The organism is Mucilaginibacter sp. MD40 (assembly GCF_002288635.1).
Classification (GTDB): Bacteria; Bacteroidota; Bacteroidia; order Sphingobacteriales; family Sphingobacteriaceae; genus Mucilaginibacter.
Genome location: NZ_NRSW01000001.1, coordinates 2006095 through 2026393 on the forward strand (window position 1 = coordinate 2006095; position 20299 = coordinate 2026393).

The 20299-nt window shown below is 43.9% G+C and carries 15 protein-coding genes; 14 read left to right on the top strand and 1 reads right to left on the bottom strand.

Going from position 1 to position 20299, the window contains the following annotated elements; translation table 11 throughout:
* The first annotated feature begins 295 nt into the window (after positions 1-295).
* The 8 genes from rpsT to CKK33_RS09120 all read left to right on the top strand — a co-directional run bounded on the left by rpsT (position 296) and on the right by CKK33_RS09120 (position 7573).
* Positions 296-550: a 30S ribosomal protein S20 gene (gene rpsT / locus CKK33_RS09085; RefSeq protein WP_095703802.1), complete on the top strand. Its 255-nt coding sequence runs from the start codon at positions 296-298 to the stop codon at positions 548-550.
* Between the two features lie 262 nt (positions 551-812).
* Positions 813-1511 (top strand): DNA repair protein RadC, encoded by a 699-nt coding sequence (radC, locus tag CKK33_RS09090; protein WP_095703803.1) that lies wholly within the window; start codon positions 813-815, stop codon positions 1509-1511.
* A 105-nt stretch (positions 1512-1616) separates the two neighbouring features.
* Complete coding sequence (locus CKK33_RS09095; protein WP_095703804.1) at positions 1617-1835, top strand: hypothetical protein; 219 nt, start codon at positions 1617-1619, stop codon at positions 1833-1835.
* A 150-nt stretch (positions 1836-1985) separates the two neighbouring features.
* On the top strand, positions 1986-4400 hold the full coding sequence (gene pheT, locus CKK33_RS09100) for a phenylalanine--tRNA ligase subunit beta (RefSeq protein WP_369803591.1): 2415 nt from the start codon (positions 1986-1988) through the stop codon (positions 4398-4400).
* A gap of 107 nt (positions 4401-4507) precedes the next feature.
* Positions 4508-4798: a hypothetical protein gene (locus CKK33_RS09105; protein WP_095703806.1), complete on the top strand. Its 291-nt coding sequence runs from the start codon at positions 4508-4510 to the stop codon at positions 4796-4798.
* 21 nt (positions 4799-4819) lie between these two features.
* On the top strand, positions 4820-5113 hold the full coding sequence (locus CKK33_RS09110) for a cell division protein ZapA (RefSeq protein ID WP_095703807.1): 294 nt from the start codon (positions 4820-4822) through the stop codon (positions 5111-5113).
* A gap of 297 nt (positions 5114-5410) precedes the next feature.
* Positions 5411-6976, top strand: a complete 1566-nt coding sequence (gene rny / locus CKK33_RS09115; protein WP_095703808.1) for a ribonuclease Y — start codon at positions 5411-5413, stop codon at positions 6974-6976.
* 57 nt (positions 6977-7033) lie between these two features.
* Positions 7034-7573, top strand: coding sequence for a DUF962 domain-containing protein (locus CKK33_RS09120; protein WP_095703809.1), 540 nt, complete (start codon positions 7034-7036; stop codon positions 7571-7573).
* A 61-nt stretch (positions 7574-7634) separates the two neighbouring features.
* Here CKK33_RS09120 and CKK33_RS09125 read toward each other — a convergent pair whose 3' ends face one another.
* Positions 7635-9389 carry a lysophospholipid acyltransferase family protein gene (locus tag CKK33_RS09125; RefSeq protein ID WP_095703810.1) on the bottom strand — a complete coding sequence of 585 codons (1755 nt, stop codon included), beginning with the start codon at positions 9387-9389 and terminating at the stop codon, positions 7635-7637.
* Between the two features lie 72 nt (positions 9390-9461).
* Here CKK33_RS09125 and CKK33_RS09130 point away from each other — a divergent pair, with 72 nt between their 5' ends.
* The 6 genes from CKK33_RS09130 to CKK33_RS09155 all read left to right on the top strand — a co-directional run bounded on the left by CKK33_RS09130 (position 9462) and on the right by CKK33_RS09155 (position 20277).
* A complete protein-coding gene (locus tag CKK33_RS09130) occupies positions 9462-10286 on the top strand; it encodes a helix-hairpin-helix domain-containing protein (protein ID WP_095703811.1) in 825 nt (274 codons plus the stop codon).
* On the top strand, positions 10283-10810 hold the full coding sequence (locus tag CKK33_RS09135) for an adenine phosphoribosyltransferase (protein ID WP_095703812.1): 528 nt from the start codon (positions 10283-10285) through the stop codon (positions 10808-10810). Before CKK33_RS09130 ends, CKK33_RS09135 begins: the two co-directional genes overlap by 4 nt.
* A gap of 206 nt (positions 10811-11016) precedes the next feature.
* Positions 11017-13485 carry a glycoside hydrolase family 31 protein gene (locus CKK33_RS09140; protein WP_095703813.1) on the top strand — a complete coding sequence of 823 codons (2469 nt, stop codon included), beginning with the start codon at positions 11017-11019 and terminating at the stop codon, positions 13483-13485.
* Between the two features lie 185 nt (positions 13486-13670).
* A complete protein-coding gene (locus CKK33_RS09145; protein ID WP_095703814.1) occupies positions 13671-15290 on the top strand; it encodes a DUF6377 domain-containing protein in 1620 nt (539 codons plus the stop codon).
* Positions 15291-15716: 426 nt separating this feature from the next.
* Positions 15717-18722, top strand: coding sequence for a TonB-dependent receptor (locus tag CKK33_RS09150; protein ID WP_158223416.1), 3006 nt, complete (start codon positions 15717-15719; stop codon positions 18720-18722).
* A gap of 13 nt (positions 18723-18735) precedes the next feature.
* The gene (locus tag CKK33_RS09155; RefSeq protein WP_095705801.1) at positions 18736-20277 is read left to right on the top strand and encodes a RagB/SusD family nutrient uptake outer membrane protein; all 1542 of its coding nucleotides are present in this window, start codon (positions 18736-18738) and stop codon (positions 20275-20277) included.
* Positions 20278-20299: the final 22 nt, after the last annotated feature.

Sequence of the window (20299 nt, forward strand, 5' to 3'; positions counted from 1 at the left end):
GATAGTGTTTCTAATTGAGGTACGAAGTATCTAATCGTAATCGTTTGAAATAGAAAACTTCTGTAAATTCTTTAATTTGAGTTTAGACAATACCCGTTAGGGATAGCAGCGGATACCGGCTTTGCGGCTAAGGCCTGCAGGCGTATGAGCGGATAGCCCGGGCCGCAGGTAACGCCAATATTCCTAAATTCTTAATTCGATGTTAAAAACTATGCAAGAAAATCCATAAAAACTATTGCATATAAAAAAATGTGTGAGTATATTTGCAGCCTTAAAAATAGAATAACAAGCTACAATGGCAAATCATAAATCATCAATTAAAAGAATAAGGGCAAATGCTGCGAAGCGTCTGCGTAACAGGTATCAGGCTAAAACCACCAGAAACGCTGTTAAGAAATTAAGAAGTGCAACTACTAAAGCTGATGCTACTCCGCTTTTGGCTAAAGTAATTTCTATGCTTGACCGTTTGGCTAAAAAGAACGTTATTCACAAAAACAAAGCTTCAAACAATAAATCGAAGCTTACTAAATTTGTTAACGGTTTAAGCTAATAGCTTAATTAATAATATTTAAAAAGGGATAGTGCGTAAGCGCTATCCCTTTTTTGTTTACTTACCCCCCGACATCGCTCACGCTCGTCGACCCTCTCTTCGCTGTGCGAAAAGAGGGCAAGAGAACCAAAAAGAGGCAAGAGAAAAGAGTAAAAATGGAGCTCACCCTCTTTGCGCAGCAGAGAGGGTCGCGCACGAAGTGCCGCGGGGTGAGTCAACTTTTAAATATTTCTCTTACTTTAGTCTTCTAACCCTTACCCGCTTGCAAGACTATCAAAACAAAATAAGTATTAAGTCCTGGGCCGAAGAAGACCGCCCCCGTGAGAAGCTAAGCGGACAAGGCCGCCGTGCCCTTACCGATGCCGAACTCATCGCTATCCTGATAGGTAGTGGCAGCCGTACCGAAACGGCCGTAGAATTGAGTAAACGCATCCTGCTGCATTACAACAACGATCTGAATAAGTTGGGCAAGGCTTCTATTAGTGAACTGTGCAAATTCAAGGGCATAGGCGAGGCTAAAGCCATTTCTATCATCGCGGCGCTGGAGCTTGGTCGTCGGAGGGATAATACTGAAACGCCGGTGCCTGATGAAGTTAAATGCAGCCGTGACGGGTACAACATTATGCGCCGCCACCTGCGTGATCTTAACCACGAAGAGTTTTGGTTGATGCTTATCGGGCGTTCATCAAAAGTAATTGCCAAAGAGCTGGTGAGTAAGGGCGGCCTGAGCGGTACTGTTGCCGACCCAAAGATCATCTTTCACATGGCGCTGCAGCACCAGGCCAGTGCCATTATTATGGTGCATAACCATCCCTCAGGAAACTTAAAGCCAAGCCAGGAAGACCTGAAACTCACCAAAAAGATCGTAGACGCCGGCCGGCTGCTGGATATCAACGTACTTGATCATTTGATACTGACTGATAACGGCTATTTCAGTTTTGGGGATGAAGGATTGATTTAAGTCAAAATTCAAAGGTAAAAATTCAAAAGATGAAGAAGGTTTGCGATAAATTCAAACAACGCAATATACCATGCGTTCTATGTCTATAAATCAAAAACAAAAATCATGACAACTCAACCGGAAGAACAAGACGATATGCTGCAACAGGACGACCAGTTAAGCCAGACTGAGAACGAAGAGCAAATGAGCCAGCAGGATATCCATAGCAATGGCTTTGATGATACCAACGAAGATATCGGCGAGATAGACGAAACTGACCAGGCCAACCAGGCTTATGACGCGTCGGAACCATCGTATACACTGAATGTGGATGATGATGAATAGAAAAATCTAAAAACTTTTGTCATTTCGAACGAGCGAAAGCGAGGAGAAATATTCTACGATGTAATTATTACGCGCAGGAGATTTATCACTATCGTTCGAAATGACATCAAATGAACCTAAACCGCCTTTTTCCTTTCCCCCTCAAATCATATCTTTGCCGTTGCAATGAAAATTTCATACAACTGGCTCAAAGAGTTTATTGATACTGAAAAATCTCCTGAAGAGATCTCAAAAATATTAACGGGTACCGGTTTGGAGGTTGAAAGCCTCGAGAAGGTACAGGCTATCGCCGGCGGCTTAGAGGGCCTGGTGATAGGCTATGTTAAAGAAACCACCCAGCACCCCAATGCCGATAGGTTAAAGGTTACCAAAGTTGATGTTGGTACAGGTGAAGACCTGCAGATTGTTTGCGGTGCAAGCAATGTGGCAGCCGGCCAAAAAGTGGTTGTAGCTACTGTAGGTACTATGGTACACCCGACCACCGGCGAACCTTTTAAGATCAATAAATCCAAAATTCGTGGCGAAGTATCTGAGGGCATGATCTGTGCCGAAGATGAAATTGGCCTTGGCCATAGCCACGAGGGTATTATGGTGCTTGATGCTGATGTGCCCGTAGGTAAGCCGGCTAAAGAGCACTTCAACGTACAGGACGATTACATGTACGAGATAGGCCTAACGCCTAACCGTGCGGATGCGGCTTCGCACCTGGGTACCGCGCGTGATATTGCAGCCTTCCTTAAAATTGCTGTTAAAAAGCCGGATGTTTCTGCATTTAAGGTTGATAATAACGACCTTAACATAGAAGTATTTGTAGATAATGAGCAGGCAAGTCCGCGTTACTCGGGCGTTACCATTTCAGGTATTGAAGTAAAAGAATCACCGGATTGGCTAAAGCAACGCCTGGCTGTTATTGGCGTGCGTGCTATCAACAACGTTGTAGATGTGACTAACTATGTATTGCATGAGCTGGGCCAGCCCCTTCACGCCTTTGATGCTGCTAAGATTACCGGTGGTACGGTGATCGTAAGGAATGTTGAGGATGGCACCGTTTTTAAAACATTGGATGATGTGGACAGAAAGCTATCTGCCGATGACCTGATGATATGCAATGCCGATGAACCGATGTGTATTGCCGGTGTATTTGGTGGTGCAAAGTCGGGCGTTACGGAGAGTACAAAAGTCATCTTCCTGGAGAGTGCTTATTTTAATCCGGTATCGGTACGTAAAACAGCCAAGCGCCACGGTTTAAAAACAGACGCTTCTTTCCGTTTTGAGCGCGGTACTGACCCGGACATGACCGTGTTTGCATTGAAACGAGCTGCTTTGTTAATTCAGCAGGTTGCCGGCGGAGAGGTTTCATCAGAGATATTCGACCATTACCCGGCACCGGTTGCACCGTTTAATGTAGAGGTGACCTATAAAAATATCGACCGTTTAATTGGTAAAGCCATTGGTAACGATACCATCAAGAGTATTTTGACCTCACTTGATATCAAGATCGTTAACGAAACAGCCGAAGGCCTGTCGCTGCAAGTGCCGCCTTACCGTGTAGATGTTACCCGCGAGGTTGACGTGATAGAGGAGATATTGCGCCTGTATGGTTACAACAATATTGAGATACCTACGCAGATACGCGCGTCGTTAAACACATCGCAGCGCCCGGAGAAAGATACTGTGCAAAACGCTATCTCAGATATGCTGAGCGCCAACGGTTTCAACGAGATGCTGGCTAACTCACTTACCAAACTGGCATACTCTGATAAACCGGAAAGTGCCGTTAAGATAGTGAATCCGCTCAGCAGTGATCTGGATGCTATGCGCCAAACCTTGCTGTACTCGGGTCTGGAGGCTATTGCCTATAACCAGAACCGCAGAAGCTCCGATCTTAAATTTTATGAGTTCGGTAAGGTTTATGCTACCAAAGAAGATAAGTATGTAGAGAACCAGCGCTTCTCGGTGTTCATCACCGGTAACGATACTGCCGAGCAGTGGAACCATAAGCAAAAGCAGGTTTCGTTCTACAACCTAAAAGCCGTAGTTGATGGTATTTTGCAGCGCCTTAAAATAACCGATTACGTGGTTGAAGATGCCACCTGCAGTAAACTGGCTTACGGCCTGCAATACATGCTCAACGGCAAGCAACTGGTTAAGTTTGGTGCTGTTGCCAAAACTGCTTTAAAGAAAGTTGATCTGGATAAAGAGGTTTTCTATGCCGATTTTAACTTTGACCTGATATTGAACGCAGTACGTAAAAACGTGATCGTTTACCAGGAAGTATCTAAATTTCCGGCCGTGCGCCGCGATTTGAGTATGCTGGTTGATACTGCTGTAACATTTGGTCAGCTTAAACAAATTGCACAGCGTGCCGATAAAAAACTGCTGAAAGAGATAGGCGTATTTGACGTTTACCAGGGCGATAAGCTGCCTGCCGGAAAAAAATCATATGCGCTTAGCTTTATTTTGCAGGACACCGAAAAAACTTTGACCGATAAGGCTATAGACGCCATCATGCAGAAAATTATTTATAATTTAGGCAAAGAAGCAGGAGCGGAGATTAGGAAATAATTATTGAATTACTGATCGATGAAATTATTGATTGGGTGTCTTCCCTTATCATATTTCTAACGATTACTTTAAATCAATAATTCAGTAACTCCATAATTCAACAATTAATAATGTCAGTTGCCGACCAACTAAATAACGTAGTAGAAAAAACCGAAAGGCTGATAGAGCTTTGTACGGCTTTGCAGGAGGAGAATGACCTGTTAAAGCTGGAGAGTGAGGCGTTAAATGTAGCCCTTAAGGCCAGTACTAATAAGACCAAAGAACTGGAAGAGAAGCTTCGTGTATTGAAGTTGGCAAAGTCGTTTTCAGAAACAAATGAAAAAAGTGTTGACATTAAGCAAAAAATTAACGACTTTGTGCAGGAAATAGATAAGTGTATTGTGTTGCTTAAGAAGTAATACAGAAAGTGAAAAGCTCAAATGGGAGAAATCTCAATAAAAATAAATATTGCTGACAGAGTTTACCCGCTAAAGGTGAACATGGAAGAGGAAGAAATTATAAGAAGGGCAGCAAAGCTGATTAACGACCGTATAAAGGAATATCAGGAAAATTATGCGGTAAGAGATAAACAAGACCTGCTATCAATGTGTGTGCTGCACTACGCAACATCATCATTAAAAGCAGATAAAAAGGTAAGCACGGAAGATACCGAGGTTACCGAAAAGGTTTATCAGTTAGATCATTTGCTAAACGACTTTTTTTCTAAACAATAACGTTCTTTAAATAAGCTCAAAGCACAAAGCGGAAAGCCGAAAGCGAAAACCTTTTAGCTTTTACCTTTTACCTTTCAGCTCAAAAATGAGCCATTAAGATTTAACCGCAGTTAAATTTTAAGTTTTCACTATTAAAAACTTAACGCTTCAATATCTCCGGATCAAAAAGGAGGCATGCGTTGATCGTGTATTTTAACGGTAACCCGTGGTCCGATACATCCGACAAGAAGTTTTAACAATACATGAACACTTAGAAGTTTAGTTGCGGTTTTTTTATTTTATAACCTAAAAAAGAGAATGAACAGTGTATTATATGTAATTATAGGGGTGCTTTGCGGCGTTCCTACGGGAATCGTCATAGGGCGTTTCCTGCTGCGTAAATTATTCAAAGACCAGGAAATAGCAGCCCAAAACAAAGTAAAGAAGATATTAAAAGATGCTGAGAACAACGCGGAGATCCTTAAAAAGAACCGTTTGTTAGAGGCAAAAGAGAAATTTTTACAGCTGAAGGCCGAGCACGAGCAGGAAGTAAATGCTAAGAACAATACGCTAAATCAGCGCGAGAACGGCATCAAACAAAAAGAGCAATCTTTTAATCAGAAACTGGAGAACCTTAACCGCAAGGAAAGCGAGCTCGATAATATTCGTAAGAAGCTGGAGCAACAAACCGAGGTAGTTGCTAAAAAACAGGAAGAGGTTGAACACCTTAAAAATCAGCACGTAGCTCAGTTAGAAAACATAGCAGGCTTAAGTGCGGAAGATGCCAAAAACCAGCTGGTTGATAACCTGCGCGAAGAAGCCCGCAGTAAAGCTATGGCGCAGATAAAGGACATTGTGGATGAGGCTAAGCTTACCGCTAATAAGGAGGCTAAAAAGATCGTTATCCAAACCATACAGCGTACCGCTACAGAGGCCGCTATCGAGAATACGGTATCTATCTTCAACATCGAGAACGATGAGATAAAGGGCCGTATCATTGGTCGTGAGGGGCGTAACATTCGCGCGTTGGAGGCTGCTACCGGTATCGAGATCATTGTTGATGATACGCCGGAGGCGATCATCCTTTCAGGCTTTGACCCGGTTCGCCGCGAGATAGCCCGTTTGGCTATGCACCGCCTGGTTACCGACGGCCGTATACATCCTGCCCGTATTGAGGAAGTGGTTGCCAAAACTAAAAAGCAGATAGAAGAAGAAATTGTAGAGATAGGCGAGCGTACCGTTATCGATTTAGGTATCAACGGCCTTCACCCGGAGCTGATCCGCATGGTTGGCCGTATGCGTTACCGCTCATCATACGGGCAAAACCTGCTGCAGCACTCGCGCGAGGTGGCTAACTTCTGCGCTACCATGGCGGCCGAATTGGGCCTAAACGTAAAACTGGCAAAACGCGCAGGGTTACTGCACGATATTGGTAAAGTGCCTGATGATAACCCTGAACTGCCACACGCAATTTTGGGTATGCAATTGGCCGAAAAATACAAAGAGCATCCGGAAGTTTGCAACGCCATAGGCGCCCACCACGATGAAATAGAGATGACCTCGATGTTATCACCCATCATTCAGGTTTGTGACGCTATTTCGGGCGCAAGGCCGGGCGCGCGCCGCGAGGTGGTAGAAAGTTACATCAAGCGCCTGAAAGAGCTTGAGGACTTAGCTTTATCATATCCTGGCGTCGAAAAAACATTTGCCATACAGGCAGGCCGTGAGTTACGTGTAGTGGTAGAGAGCGAAAAGATATCAGACGCGCAATCAGAAGTTTTAGCGGCGGATATCTCTAACCGTATCCAAACCGAAATGACCTATCCTGGCCAGATAAAGGTGACCGTTATCCGCGAAACACGCTCAGTAGCGTTCGCGAAATAATTTATAGCTTTGCACAAGCCCTCTCTGTAAACGGGGAGGGCTTTTTTGTTTTTAGAGATGGGTAAACAACACCACAAATATTCAAGTCCCGCCAAACCAAAGCATGAAGACCTGCGCCCGGTTGAAGTTTTTTTCGCACGTTTAGATGCCAGTCATCAAAACCCTACCAACCGTGTGTTGCATTACATTTGCGTACCACTAATGGTGCTGGGGATATTAGGTATGGCCTGGGCTGTTCCCTTCCCGGAGATTGGCTTTTTAAAGGCCTACAAAGGCTACTTTAACTGGGCCTCTTTTGTAATTGCCATTGCTATTTACTATTACCTCAAATTATCGCCATTGTTGTCGTATTTTATGCTGTTCCTGATGTTTGGCTTTAGCTACCTCATTATGCAGTTTGAAACATGGGAAAAAGCGGGCGGCCCGCAGCTAAGCGCTGTAAGTGTAGGCATATTGCTACTTGCGTTACTTGGCCAGTATATAGGTGGTAAGATAGAAGGCAAAGAGCAATCTTTTAACGACGATACCAAACTGGCACATGTTACGCCACTTTGGGTAATGTTCAGGCTCACACGTAAGCTCAAATTGCGCTACTAAAGCGCATAAAAAATGCCTCCCGGTAGGGAAGCATCTTTAAAGGTGTGTATTTTGGGTATGCTTACAGGTTCTTCCCCAGTTTTTCCAACATATCCTGCGGTACCTTTTGCAGATCGAGTACCAGGAAACCGTCCAGGCAATCGGCAAATTTAGGGTCAATGTTAAAGCTGATGATCTTGGCGTTGAGGCCTATATACTGCCTCAGCAATACCGGTATCTTCATGCTGTGCGTTTCAACTTCAGATATCAGCGCGTCGAGCCCTTTGAACGAGTCGCCGGCTGCCAGCAGTGCGTCGGTATCAATATTTTCAAAGTTTACCTTAAACTTTTTACGGGGTTTAACCAACTGGGCCATGTCATGGTCAAAGTGGTTACGGTTAATGTAATCAACTATTAGCGACTTACTGAACTTGGAAAAATTATTGCTGATGCTCACCGGGCCTATCAGGTAGCGGTAGCGCGGGTTATCCAGCACATATTTTAATATACCTTTCCAAAGCAGGAAAAGCGGCAACGGCTTCTGTTGATATTCCTTGCGTATCCATGAGCGGCCAAGTTCCAGGCTTTTCTTTAATACGGGTGTAAATTGCTCCTTAAGCTTAAACAGTTCGTTGATATAAAAGCCCTTTTTACCAACGCTGTAAAATATCTCGTCGCCCAGGCCTATGCGGTAAGCGCCAACAATGGCTTTACCTTCGGTATCCCAAATAAACAGGTGGTGGTAATAAATATCGTACTCGTCAAGGTCGGTGGCTTTATTGGTGCCTTCGCCAACCTCACGAAAAGTAATTTCGCGCAAACGCCCAATCTCACGGATGATGCAGGGTATTTCAGACGTAGGTACAATAAAAACTTCATAGTTCTTCTCTACCCAAACGCGGTAATTCTCGCGCAGCGGTTCTACTTCTTTTTCCAGTTTATCAGCGGGAGTTTCCGGTACAATAGCCTCAGGCAGTTTTTTTATCTTAAACAGGTTACGCGGACTAAATATCTTTTTCTCTTCATCCAGCCCGGCACCAAGGGCATAGGTTTTGGCACGCAGGTAGTTAAGTATTTTGCCGCTATTATTATTATCGGGGATATCATTAAACTTAATGGGTTTTCCAATGCGCAGCTTAATGGTATGGCCATGTTTATTAAACAATTCCGAAGGTAGCTTAGCAGTGCGCAGGGCAGGGTGTATCATGCTCAGCAGGTTAAACAGCAGCCCGTTGTTACCGTGGAAATAAATGGGTACTACAGGCACTTTAGCTTTAGCGATGATCTTGCCTACAACAGGGTGCCACAAACGATCGGTCACCTCACGTTTTTCAACCTTAAAGGTAGATACCTCACCCGCCGGGAATATACCTATGGGGGTACCGTTAGCCAATAGCTCCAGCGTTGTTTTTAACCCGCTGATGCTCGACGAATGTTCTACATTCTCAAACGGATTTACGGCAATAAAATAATCGGCCAGGTTAGGGATCTTTTTCAGGATAAAGTTGGCCATCAATTTAGCATCTGGGCGGGCCATGGTGAGTATCTTTAACAATACCATTCCCTCTATGCCACCATACGGATGGTTGGCTATGGCTATAAAAGCGCCATCTTTGGGGATGTGCTTCAGCTCATCTTCATCAAAGTCAACCGTAATACCACAGCCCTCTAATATGGCGTCAACAAAGTCAGGGCCTACTTTGGGTTGTGCCTGGGCAAACAATTCGTTTACCTGGTTAATCTTCATTAATTCCATTAAAAGAGCGGCCAGGCCGGGCATTTTAAGCTTATCCAATTTAGTAGCCCTGGCAAACTCTTCGGTGGTAATTATCTTCATGGGTATAAAACGCTGCTAACTCTATAAAAAATTACTAATTTAACCTCTTGCTAAACCATATGCCAATCCAAAATGAAGCCAAAGCTAAAAGAACAGTTTTCCATTACTAAAGCAGAATGGAACGGCTTGGTGGTTATGCTGCTGCTGATGGCGCTGGTAATTGCGGCGCCATATATTTACAGAGGCTTTCGCAAAGATAATACAATAAATGCAAAGGAGTTTGCCGCGGCGGTTGCCCTGTTAGAAAAGCAAAACGCGGGCAGGCAAAATACACGTACAGGACTGGCCGTTCATTTTGATCCCAATAGTGCTTCCTATGCCGATTGGCAACGGCATGGGCTTACTGATGCGCAGGCCCGCACTATAGAAAACTACCTGGCCAAAGGCGGGCGTTTTCGTAAACCTACAGACCTGAAAAAGATATATGGCATAACCGATTCACTTTATACCCGATTAGCTCCGCAGATGAGGATACGGCAGTCGGTAAGCCACACGGCACAGGTGATAGAATTGAACAGCGCGGATTCGGCCCGGTTGGTAACTGTTGAAGGTATAGGACCCTCTTTTGCCAAACGTATCATTTATTATCGTGAACGCTTGGGCGGTTTTGTTAATAAAGAACAACTGAAAGAGGTTTTTGGTATAGACGAGGTAAAGTATGGCGAGATCAAAGGACAAGTAAGGGTAAACCCAAGCCGCATCCATAAAATAAACATCAACACCATTACCTTCGATAAATTGCGCTTATTGCCGTACCTTAACTATAAACAGGTAAACGCTATCATAGAATATCGCACCCAGCACGGCAACTACACGGGTATAAATGATTTGGCAACAATTGCCATTATGGATGAACAAATTTTGCGTAAAATTGAACCTTATTTAATTTATAAATGATAGAACAGCAAATAAAGGAAGCCATACGCGACATTCACGATTTCCCAAAGCCGGGTATAGTTTTTAAGGATGTTACCCCCATACTTAAAGATCCTGAGCTTTGTACCCAAATTAACAACGCTTTTGTAGCCAGGTTAAAGGATACACATATTGATGCCGTTGCGGGAGTGGAAAGCCGGGGGTTCTTATTCGGCCTTTCATTGGCGGTACAGTTAGGGGTTCCTTTTATACCGGTGCGTAAAGCGGGTAAATTACCTTATTCGGTAAATCAAAAAAAATACGACCTGGAATATGGTAACGCTACCATAGAGATACACACCGACGCTTTTAAACCCGGCGATCGCATACTTATACATGATGACCTGCTGGCCACCGGCGGCACTGTTAACGCTACCAGCGAACTGATAAAGGAAATGGGCGGCCAGGTAGCCGGCTTTAGTTTTGTAGTGGGCCTGGGCTTCCTTAACGGGCATGAAAAAATAGCCCCTATTAGTGATAATATCATTGTTCTGGCCGATTATTAAAGTTTTTAGCTTAAATTATCGCTTATATTTTTATAGCTGCAACAGTTGCAAAACCCGCTTATTGATAAGATAAGCGGGTCTTATGTTTATAAAAAAAGTATACAAAGTTTAAATTGATAGCTTAAACGCATCATCTGTTTTAATTTCATCCGCACAAAACCAATTACCCGGAAACCAAAACCCGGCCTACGATCCAATTTTTACAGATGAAACTCAACAGAATTTTAGCTATCGCGCTACTTTTTATTACACCCCTGCAAAAGATATATGCCCAAAGCGGGGTAAAGCAAACCGGTAACGTCACCGCTGTAACCCTTAGCGGGCAGCAGGTAGATATTACTACAGATAATGCCTTTATAAAACTAACGGTATACAGCCCCACTATCGTACGGGTGCGCATGGATAAGCAAAAGCTCGGCGACGATTTTTCTTACGCGGTTATCGGCACACCTGCCAAAACGCGGGTCAGTGTCGACCAAACGGCTGATGAGATCAACATCAATACTGATTCTTTAAAGGTAAATATTAAGAAACAACCCTTTCTGGTAACATTTCTTACCCCAGGCGGCGAAGTGATCAACCAGGACGAACCGGGTTTAACCACATCATGGGTAAACGAATCGGTTACCACCTATAAACATATGCAGGAAAACGAGCATTTTATAGGTTTGGGCGAAAAGACCGGCCCGCTCGACAGAAAAGGAAATGCTTACACTCATTGGAATAGTGATACCTATGCTTATACCACCAACCAGGACCCTATTTATTCAACCATACCGTTTTATATAGGCGTGCACCATCAGGTGAATTATGGGATATTTTTCGATAACACCTGGCAAAGCGATTTTAATTTTGGTGCCAGTAATAACCGGTTCTCGTCTTTTGGCGCTAAAGGCGGGGAGATGAACTACTATTTTATTTACCATACGCACATTGCCGACATCATCAGGTCATACACTTCATTAACGGGCCTGATGAAAATGCCGCCTTTGTGGAGTTTGGGCTACCAGCAAAACCGTTACAGCTATTACCCCGAAACAGAAGTAATGCGTATAGCCGAGACTTTGAGAGAGAAGAAGATACCAGCCGATGGTATTACGCTTGATATTCATTACATGGATAAATACAAAGTATTTACGTGGGATGAAAGCCGTTTCCCAAACCCTACATCCATGACCAAAAAACTGGGTGATATGGGTTTTAAGGTAACGCTTATTGTTGACCCCGGTGTAAAGGTAGAAAAAGGCTATGGCACCTATGAACGGGGTGTAAAGGACGATATTTTTGCCAAATACCCAGATGGAAGTTACTATACCGGGCAGGTTTGGCCGGGCTGGTGCCATTTCCCGGATTTTACCAACCCTAAGGGACGGGCGTTTTGGGCCAATGAATTAAAAAAATATGCATCGGAAGGGATAAGCGGTATCTGGAACGATATGAACGAATTTAGTACCTGGGGCCAAAAAGCGCCTGATAATATCCTGTTTAATTATGAAGGTAAAGGCGCGGCGCATCCGCAGGTACATAACGTATATGGTTTAGAAATGATCCGCTCGAGCTATGAGGGTTACAAGGCAGCAAGAGAGAACAAGCGGCCATTCATCCTCACACGGTCAGGGTATGCGGGCTTGCAGCGTTACGCGGCTATCTGGACGGGTGATAACCGCGCCGAAAACGACCACATGCTGCTGGGTGTACGCCTGCTAAACAGCCTTGGCCTAAGCGGCGTACCGTTCTCTGGTATGGACGTGGGCGGCTTTACGGGTGGGGCGTCGCCGGCTTTGTATGCACGCTGGATGCAAATAGGCGCGTTTAACCCTTACATGCGTAACCACTCGGGCATTAATTCTAAGGCATCTGAGCCCTGGGCCTACGGCGAAGAGGTGCTCGAGATCACCCGTAATTACATTAACCTCCGTTATCGTTTGCTCCCTTACCTGTACTCAAGCTTTTATGAAGCTACTCAAAACGGGAGCCCCATCATGCGTTCGCTCACCATCGATTATACACACGACGAAAATGTTTACAACAGCCTATACGAAAACCAGTACATGTTTGGTAAAGCTTTTCTGGTATTCCCGTTTGATGGTGTTACCAATTACGGTAAACTTTACTTCCCGCAAGGCAAATGGTACAATCTTTACAATGGTCGGGTACAGCAAGGCAATCAAAAGACCGCTATTGACCTCGGCATCTCAAAACTGCCGGCATATGTAAAGGAAAGCAGCATTATCCCTATGCAGTCGCTCGTGCAAAATACCACTCAAACACCAGCGGATACACTTTACCTTCATGTTTACAAAGGCAGCATCAACAATAAATTTGTTTATTATGAAGATGATGGTGCATCATTCAATTACGAGAAAGGGGAGTACTACAAACGCGACATATCCTACAATCCAACCAAAAAGTCGATCAGCTTTAGCAGAGTAGAGGGTTCTGCGAAATCTAAATTCAATAACATAAAGCTGATATTGCATGGCTTTAAAGAGGACAGTGTGCCTGTTAAAATTAATGGCAGAGCCAGCCGCGCCAACAAAGATTTCCAGTCGTTGATGGTGCCAATTTCACGTTTTGACCCTACGGGCTTTTCCAACCCTGTAGAGGGAGAAAATGTGCAGAGCATTGTATTCCGCAATAGTAGTGAAGAACTAACCGTAACCTACCAGGATTAGCAATTTTTAATACCCCTGCATAATTGGCCCGTAACTTATTTTAAGTTACGGGTTTTTTTATTGCGGTTTTCATAAAAACCGTGCACCTGTAATTTAATTCAAAGGATAATTACTATTATTACGCTTAGTAAAAGCGGCTCTACAGACGTTTTTATGCCAGTTATTCATCCTCTCTTGCCAGTTATATGAAATTGTTGTTACGGGTACTGTTGGTATTACTGTTAATTAGCCCTGTCGCTGCTTTTAGCAAGCAGACAGACAGCCTATTGACAGCTTTAAAAACAGCACTGAGTAAAAAGGACGTTTATGACGGTGCCAAGCAAAGCCGTATACAGAAATTAAGGCAGCAGTATCAAAATACGCCTCCCGGCGATCATACCCGGCAGTATGACCTATGCCTGGAGTTATATGAGGAGTATAAATCGTACCAGTACGATTCTGCTTATGTGTATGTGAACAAGCTGAAAGATATCAGCACGGCCATCAATGATATGTCTCGTGCGTATTACAGCCAGATCAAGCTGGGCTTTATTCTGCTGTCGTCGGGCATGTTTAAGGAAACGTTTGATGTAATGCGGGTGATTAACCCCAGGGTACTTAATGATAGCATGCGTAAGGAGTACTATTTTATTATGTATCGCTGCAACAGCGACCTGGCTAAATATAACAGCGATAAATACTTTACACCGCATTATATAAGTGGAGCCAACGCCTATATTGATTCGGCCATTCAATTAACGGCTCCAGGTTCTATAGAGCGTATTTACTATACCGGCTTAAAACATGTAGGCGAAAATGATAATGTGGCAGGAGCCGCAGAGTTAGGTAAGTTGATTGGCCCCAAAACAGATATATCCATGCACTTGCGGGCCATGGTAGCCTGTTCGCTTGGGCAGATGTTCATTAACAACGGGGAAAAGGACAAAGGGATGGATATGCTCATCCGATCGGCCATTGCCGATGTTAAATCTTCTACCAAAGAAACCGTGGCGCTCTTTAGCCTTGCCGAACAATTGTATAAGACCGGTGAAGTGAAAGATGCCTACGAATTTATACAGCTGGCCAAAGCCGATGCCGATTTTTACGGAGCCCGGCAGCGTAAGATACAGATAGGCGCTATTTTGCCCGTAATTGCCGCGGAGGAGCTGAATAATACCGAACAGCAAAAACGTAAAATTCTCGGTTACCTTGCGGCTATCACTGCACTGGCCTCGCTGGTGATCATTTTCCTGGTGATGATATACAAACAATTAGCCAAACTGAAACATAAAGAGAAAGTGATAGAGGAGAAGAACACACTGCTGAAGGATATTAACTATAAGCTGAGTGAAGACGCGCATATCAAGGAGGAATATATAGGCCAGTTCTTTAAAGTGATTTCAGGCTATATCCTTAAGCTCGAAAAACTAAAGATGTCGGTTGATACCAAGCTTTCCATCAAAAAGTATGATGATATCAGGGGTATCATGAATGACATTAACATTAAAAAGGAACGCGAAGTACTTTACCATAGTTTTGATCATATTTTCCTTAAGATATTTCCCAACTTCATTACCGTGTTTAATTCGCAGTTTGAAGAGAAAGATCAGATATGGCCGCATGAGCACGAAGTATTAAATACCGACTTACGCATCTTCGCCCTCATAAGAATGGGGATAAACGATAATGAAACGATTGCCAAGATACTCGAGTACTCTGTTAATACCATTTATGTGTACAAAATGCGGATAAAGGCCAAGGCAAAAAATCCTGAGCAATTTGAGCAATGCATTATGCAAATTAAAGCGGTTGAACCGGTTGATTAGCAAAATCGTTATAAGCATGCTTTAAAAACTATTTAACGTGTTTTACAGCATCAAATGCAGCTCTTTAGCTTAAAATATCGTTATATTTTTAAAGTGTTTTTAATATATAATTGTTTGATATTCAGAATTATATATTTTATAAATCTTATATTTTTTAATTGCCGGGTCAAAATAGTAGGTAATAACGATAAGTACACACATATTTGTATGAGGAAACAAAACTTTTACAAGTTTAGGCTTGTTAAATAATTGATTTCCGAAGCGCGAAAGCGATTATAAACCAATATAACCAAAAGATAATTTTTTAGCGGCTGCAGGCCATGTTGCTTATTCACGTTGCGGGAACGTTAGTTCGTGCTGTTTGGTGATATGCTTGCTCATGCTACAAGAACTTTATATAACCAATTATTAATTAAACCACAAACTATGCAATTTAAACACTTACTCGCTTTTTGTTTTTTTGCTTTAACCTGCCTGTTTGTTCAGCCTGCACTGGCCCAGAACAAAGTAATTACAGGTAAGGTTATCGATAAAAAAGACAACTCGCCATTAATTGGCGTATCAGTAGGCGCTCCCGGCGGTGCAGGTACATTAACCTCTGTTGATGGTACCTTCAGGCTTTCCGTACCGGCATCTGTAACCAGCCTTAATTTCACCTACATTGGTTACAAACCGCAAACCGTGGCATTAAACGGGCAAACTTCATTGTCTGTTAGCCTAGAATCGGCCAGTACCAACCTTAACGAGGTGGTGGTTATTGGTTACGGTACCCAACGCGTTAAAGACGCTACTGGTTCTGTAGCTTCATTAAGCCCCAAAGACTTCAACAAAGGTGTTATTGCTACTCCCGAGCAGTTATTGCAGGGCCGCGTAGCAGGTGTATCGGTAACGCCGGCAAGTGGTGAGCCGGGTGCAGGTGCAACCATTAACATCCGTGGTGCAAGTTCTATCCGTTCAGGCAGCAGTCCGCTTTACGTAGTTGACGGTGTGCCTTTGGATAACGGTGGTACCGCAGGTGGTTATGACAGTGGCGCGGGTAGCGCTTCGGCACGTAACCCATTAGCCTTCATTAACCCAGCCGATATCGAAAACATTTCAGTGTTAAAAGACGCGTCATCTGCGGCTATTTACGGTTCACGTGGTGCCAATGGTGTAATCCTGATCACTACACGTAAAGGTCGTAAAGGCGCGGGTATACAATTTGGTGCCAGCACCAGTATATCTAATGCTGCTAAAACGTATGATCTTTTGGGTCGCGACCAGTTCCTGAAAAGCGTAGCCGCTGTAGGTGCTGATGCAACAGCTGTTGATTACGGCGGTAACACCGATTGGCAAAAGCAAATATTGCGTACAGCTGTTTCACAAAACTATAACTTAGCTTTTGGCGGTGCCAGCAATACCGGTAACTACCGCGCATCAGTTGGTTATGACGACCAGCAAGGTATCGTAAAAAATACTAACCTTAAGCGTTTTACAGGCCGTATCAACGCGTCGCAGTCTTTCTTTAAGGATGTAGTTAAGTTTGACCTTACCTCATTGTATTCAAACGTAAAAAACCAGTATGCGCCAATTACCAATAACGCGGGTTTCAATGGTTCGTTGATCGGTTCAGCTATCCAGCTTAACCCAACCGCGCCGGTATATGATGCAAACGGCCGTTATTTTAACATTAACGGTTATGATGCTAACGGTTTCCCTGTGGGTAACAGCTTCCGTAACCCGGTTTCAATGCTTAACCAGATTGATGACCGCGATAACATTAACCGTTACCTGAATAACTTAACCGCAACTATTAAATTCTTTGATGGTTTTTATTACAAAGGCAACGTAGGTGTTGATATATCTCGCAGCTTGAGGAAAACCTTCTTTGATCCTTACATTGTAGGTTTTACCGATCAAACTAACATTCGTGATTTCAACGTGCCTTCGGCAACAGGTAATGGCCGTGGTATATTACAGTACAACGAGTTAACTAGCGTTACTACTGAGCATACTTTAAATTACGATAAAAAATTCAGCAATAACAGCCAGTTAACAGCATTGGTAGGTTACTCTTACCAAACCTACAAAAATTTCTATCGCAGCCAGTTTGGCTGGGGCAGCGGTGGTAAGTACCTGAAAAATTACGACCAGTTCCAGAATCACCTGGCTTATCCGGTGGGGGATAGTAGCAAATACCAGTTGCAGTCATACTTTGCACGTTTAAACTATTCTTATAAAGATCGTTACATTGTTACCGCTACGGTAAGACGCGATGGTTCATCTCGTTTCGGTGAAAACCACCAGTATGCCAACTTCCCTGCACTTGCCGGTAAATGGCGTATCTCTAACGAGAGCTTTATGCCTAAGGGTGGTTTCTTTGATGATTTAGCACTGAGAGTTAACTGGGGTAAAACCGGTAACCAGGATTACCCATCATACGCTTCTCTGGCTTTAAAACAGCTTAACTACTATGGTACCTCAACCACACCACTTAACGCGGCCAACCCTGATCTTAAATGGGAAACACAAACCGCATATGGTGCAGGTTTAGACTTCACCTTCCTTAAAGGGCGTGTAACCGGTAGTGTTGATTATTTCAATAAATCGCAAAAAGACCTGCTGTTCCTGCAAGATCTTGCACAGCCTGCAGCGGTTAACCGCTATTGGGTAAACTTACCGGGTAACGTACGTAACACCGGTGTGGAGTTAGGCTTAAACGTATCGGCTATCCAGGGTAAAGATTTTAGCTGGGATATCTCTTACAACATGACATTGATCAAGAACCGTGTAGAAAACTTCGGTAACCGTAACGTAATTACCGGTAACATTGATGGTCAGGGTCTGTCTGGCGCTTACTCACAGTTTATTGGTAACGGCTATCCGTTGTATACCTTTAACGTACCTGTGTACAGTGGCCTTGATGCAAATGGTTTCGGTATCTATCCAAACGGTATTGATGCTGCTACACCACAGGGCAGCCCGCTTCCAAAATTCATTGCAGGTTTAACCAACAACTTCAGCTATAAAAACTGGACCCTGAGCTTCTTCCTGAACGCGCAAACCGGTTTCTATATCTACAACAACACAGCTAACGCTTTCTTCTACAAAGGCAACCTGGTTAGTGGTCGTAACGTAACAAAAGCAGTTGCAGCCACTAATGAAAACCCGCTTAACTCAGGTGAGGTGTCAACACGTTTCCTTGAAAAAGGCGATTTCCTGCGCTTACAAAACGCGAGCTTAGGTTACACTTTCCCTATCAAAGGCGGTGCAATCAAATCGTTACGTGTAAACTTTACAGGCCAAAACATATTCCTGATAACAAAATACAGTGGTCTTGATCCTGAAATTAACACAAACAAAGAAAGAAACGGTGTGCCTTCACGCGGTATCGATTACACCGCTTACCCAAGTGCCCGTACTTTCACTTTAGGTTTAAATGCAGGTTTCTAATAAAATATTTAGTATGAAAAGATTAACAGTGAAATTAGCAATTTGCAGCCTGGCACTTATAGCTACTGCAGGTTGTAAGAAGCTAAATGAGACGGTTTACGGCTCAAAATCAGTAGATGATGGTGGCGCGTCGTCTTCATCAGACCTTAACGGTGTTTATTCTCAGCTTTTCGGGCAAACCGACCAGGCTAACACCTATGCCTTGCAGGAACATTCAACAGACGAAATGATGGGCCCGACCCGCGGTACTGACTGGGGCGACTTTGGTACTTGGCGCAAGCTGCATACCCATACCTGGACACCATCACACAACCAGGTTAATGATACCTGGGACCAGTTGAATATCGGTGTTTATCGTGCAACACAGGTTATTGACCGTGCAACAGATAACAGCATTAAAGCACAGGCCCGTTTTTTACGAGCTTACTTTATGTTCCAGATCGTTGACCTTTACGGCCAGGCTCCTTTCCGCGACCCGGCTGCTCCAAACTCGTCAATACCAAAAGTATATGCACGCCCTGAGGCAACCAATTTCATTATTGCAGACCTGAGATTTGCTGACGCTAACTTAACCAACAGTGTAGCAAACATAGGCGTTGCCAGCAAAGCCGCAGCCGATGCCTTATTAGCCAAAGTTTATTTGAACAAGGCGGTATATACAGCCGGTACCGTTGGTGGTCCGTTCACGTTTGCAAAATCGGATATGGACTCGGTTATATATTATGCCAACGCGGTAACCGCGGCCGGTTATACACTTGAACCTGCAGGTAAATATTTCCAGGATTTCGCATGGGATAACTCAGACCAGTCACGCGGAAATATTTTTGGTATATACAACACGCCTGCAGTGGTTAAAGCTTCAGCTAAAAACCGCTGGAAAATGGGCTTGCACTACAACCAAACACCTGACGGTTGGAACGGCTTTACTACCCTGGCCGATTTTTATGATTCATTCCAGGCAAGTGATGAGCGCCGTGGCGTAGCTTATCCAGGCCTTACCGATAAGGTAGGTTTACGCGCCGGTTTTGCAGTTGGACAGCAGTATGGCCCGGGCGGCAAAGTGTTAAAGCAACGCGGTGGCCAGCCACTGGTATTTACTCGTGAGGTAAACCTTAACTTCTCAACAGAAGCACAGGGTATCCGTGTGTTTAAGTACTTCCCGCACCCTAATGCTGATGGAACTGTAAATGATAGCGGTGAAGATAACGACTACGTTATCCTGCGTTATGCTGACGTATTGCTGATGAAGGCAGAGGCGATATTCCGTGGCGGTACAGATCCGCTTGGCCAAACACCGGCCGCGCTTATGAACCTGATCAGTGTTCCGCGTGGTGGTAAAACTTACGCTACTGTTACCGAGGCTGATATCCTTGCAGAGCGTGGCCGTGAGTTATACTGGGAAGGCTGGAGAAGAAATGACCTTATCCGTTTTGGTAAGTTCAATGATCCGGTTGACCAACGCCCTAACCAAACTGATAAAACACGTACTTTATACCCTATTCCTCAGCGTGCGGTTGATACCAACCCTAACCTGAAACAAAATGCGGGTTATTAATTGTAAACCTGTTTCCAATTAA

Excerpts from the sequence above, each read along its gene's own strand:
- CKK33_RS09150 (WP_158223416.1), top strand. The coding sequence starts at position 15,717 with ATGCAATTTAAACACTTACTCGCTTTTTGTTTTTTTGCTTTAACCTGC.
- CKK33_RS09155 (WP_095705801.1), top strand. The coding sequence starts at position 18,736 with ATGAAAAGATTAACAGTGAAATTAGCAATTTGCAGCCTGGCACTTATA.
- CKK33_RS09135 (WP_095703812.1), top strand. The coding sequence starts at position 10,283 with ATGATAGAACAGCAAATAAAGGAAGCCATACGCGACATTCACGATTTC.
- CKK33_RS09130 (WP_095703811.1), top strand. The coding sequence starts at position 9,462 with ATGAAGCCAAAGCTAAAAGAACAGTTTTCCATTACTAAAGCAGAATGG.
- CKK33_RS09110 (WP_095703807.1), top strand. The coding sequence starts at position 4,820 with ATGGGAGAAATCTCAATAAAAATAAATATTGCTGACAGAGTTTACCCG.
- CKK33_RS09120 (WP_095703809.1), top strand. The coding sequence starts at position 7,034 with ATGGGTAAACAACACCACAAATATTCAAGTCCCGCCAAACCAAAGCAT.
- CKK33_RS09140 (WP_095703813.1), top strand. The coding sequence starts at position 11,017 with ATGAAACTCAACAGAATTTTAGCTATCGCGCTACTTTTTATTACACCC.
- rny (WP_095703808.1), top strand. The coding sequence starts at position 5,411 with ATGAACAGTGTATTATATGTAATTATAGGGGTGCTTTGCGGCGTTCCT.
- CKK33_RS09095 (WP_095703804.1), top strand. The coding sequence starts at position 1,617 with ATGACAACTCAACCGGAAGAACAAGACGATATGCTGCAACAGGACGAC.
- CKK33_RS09125 (WP_095703810.1), bottom strand. The coding sequence starts at position 9,389 with ATGAAGATAATTACCACCGAAGAGTTTGCCAGGGCTACTAAATTGGAT.
- rpsT (WP_095703802.1), top strand. The coding sequence starts at position 296 with ATGGCAAATCATAAATCATCAATTAAAAGAATAAGGGCAAATGCTGCG.
- CKK33_RS09145 (WP_095703814.1), top strand. The coding sequence starts at position 13,671 with ATGAAATTGTTGTTACGGGTACTGTTGGTATTACTGTTAATTAGCCCT.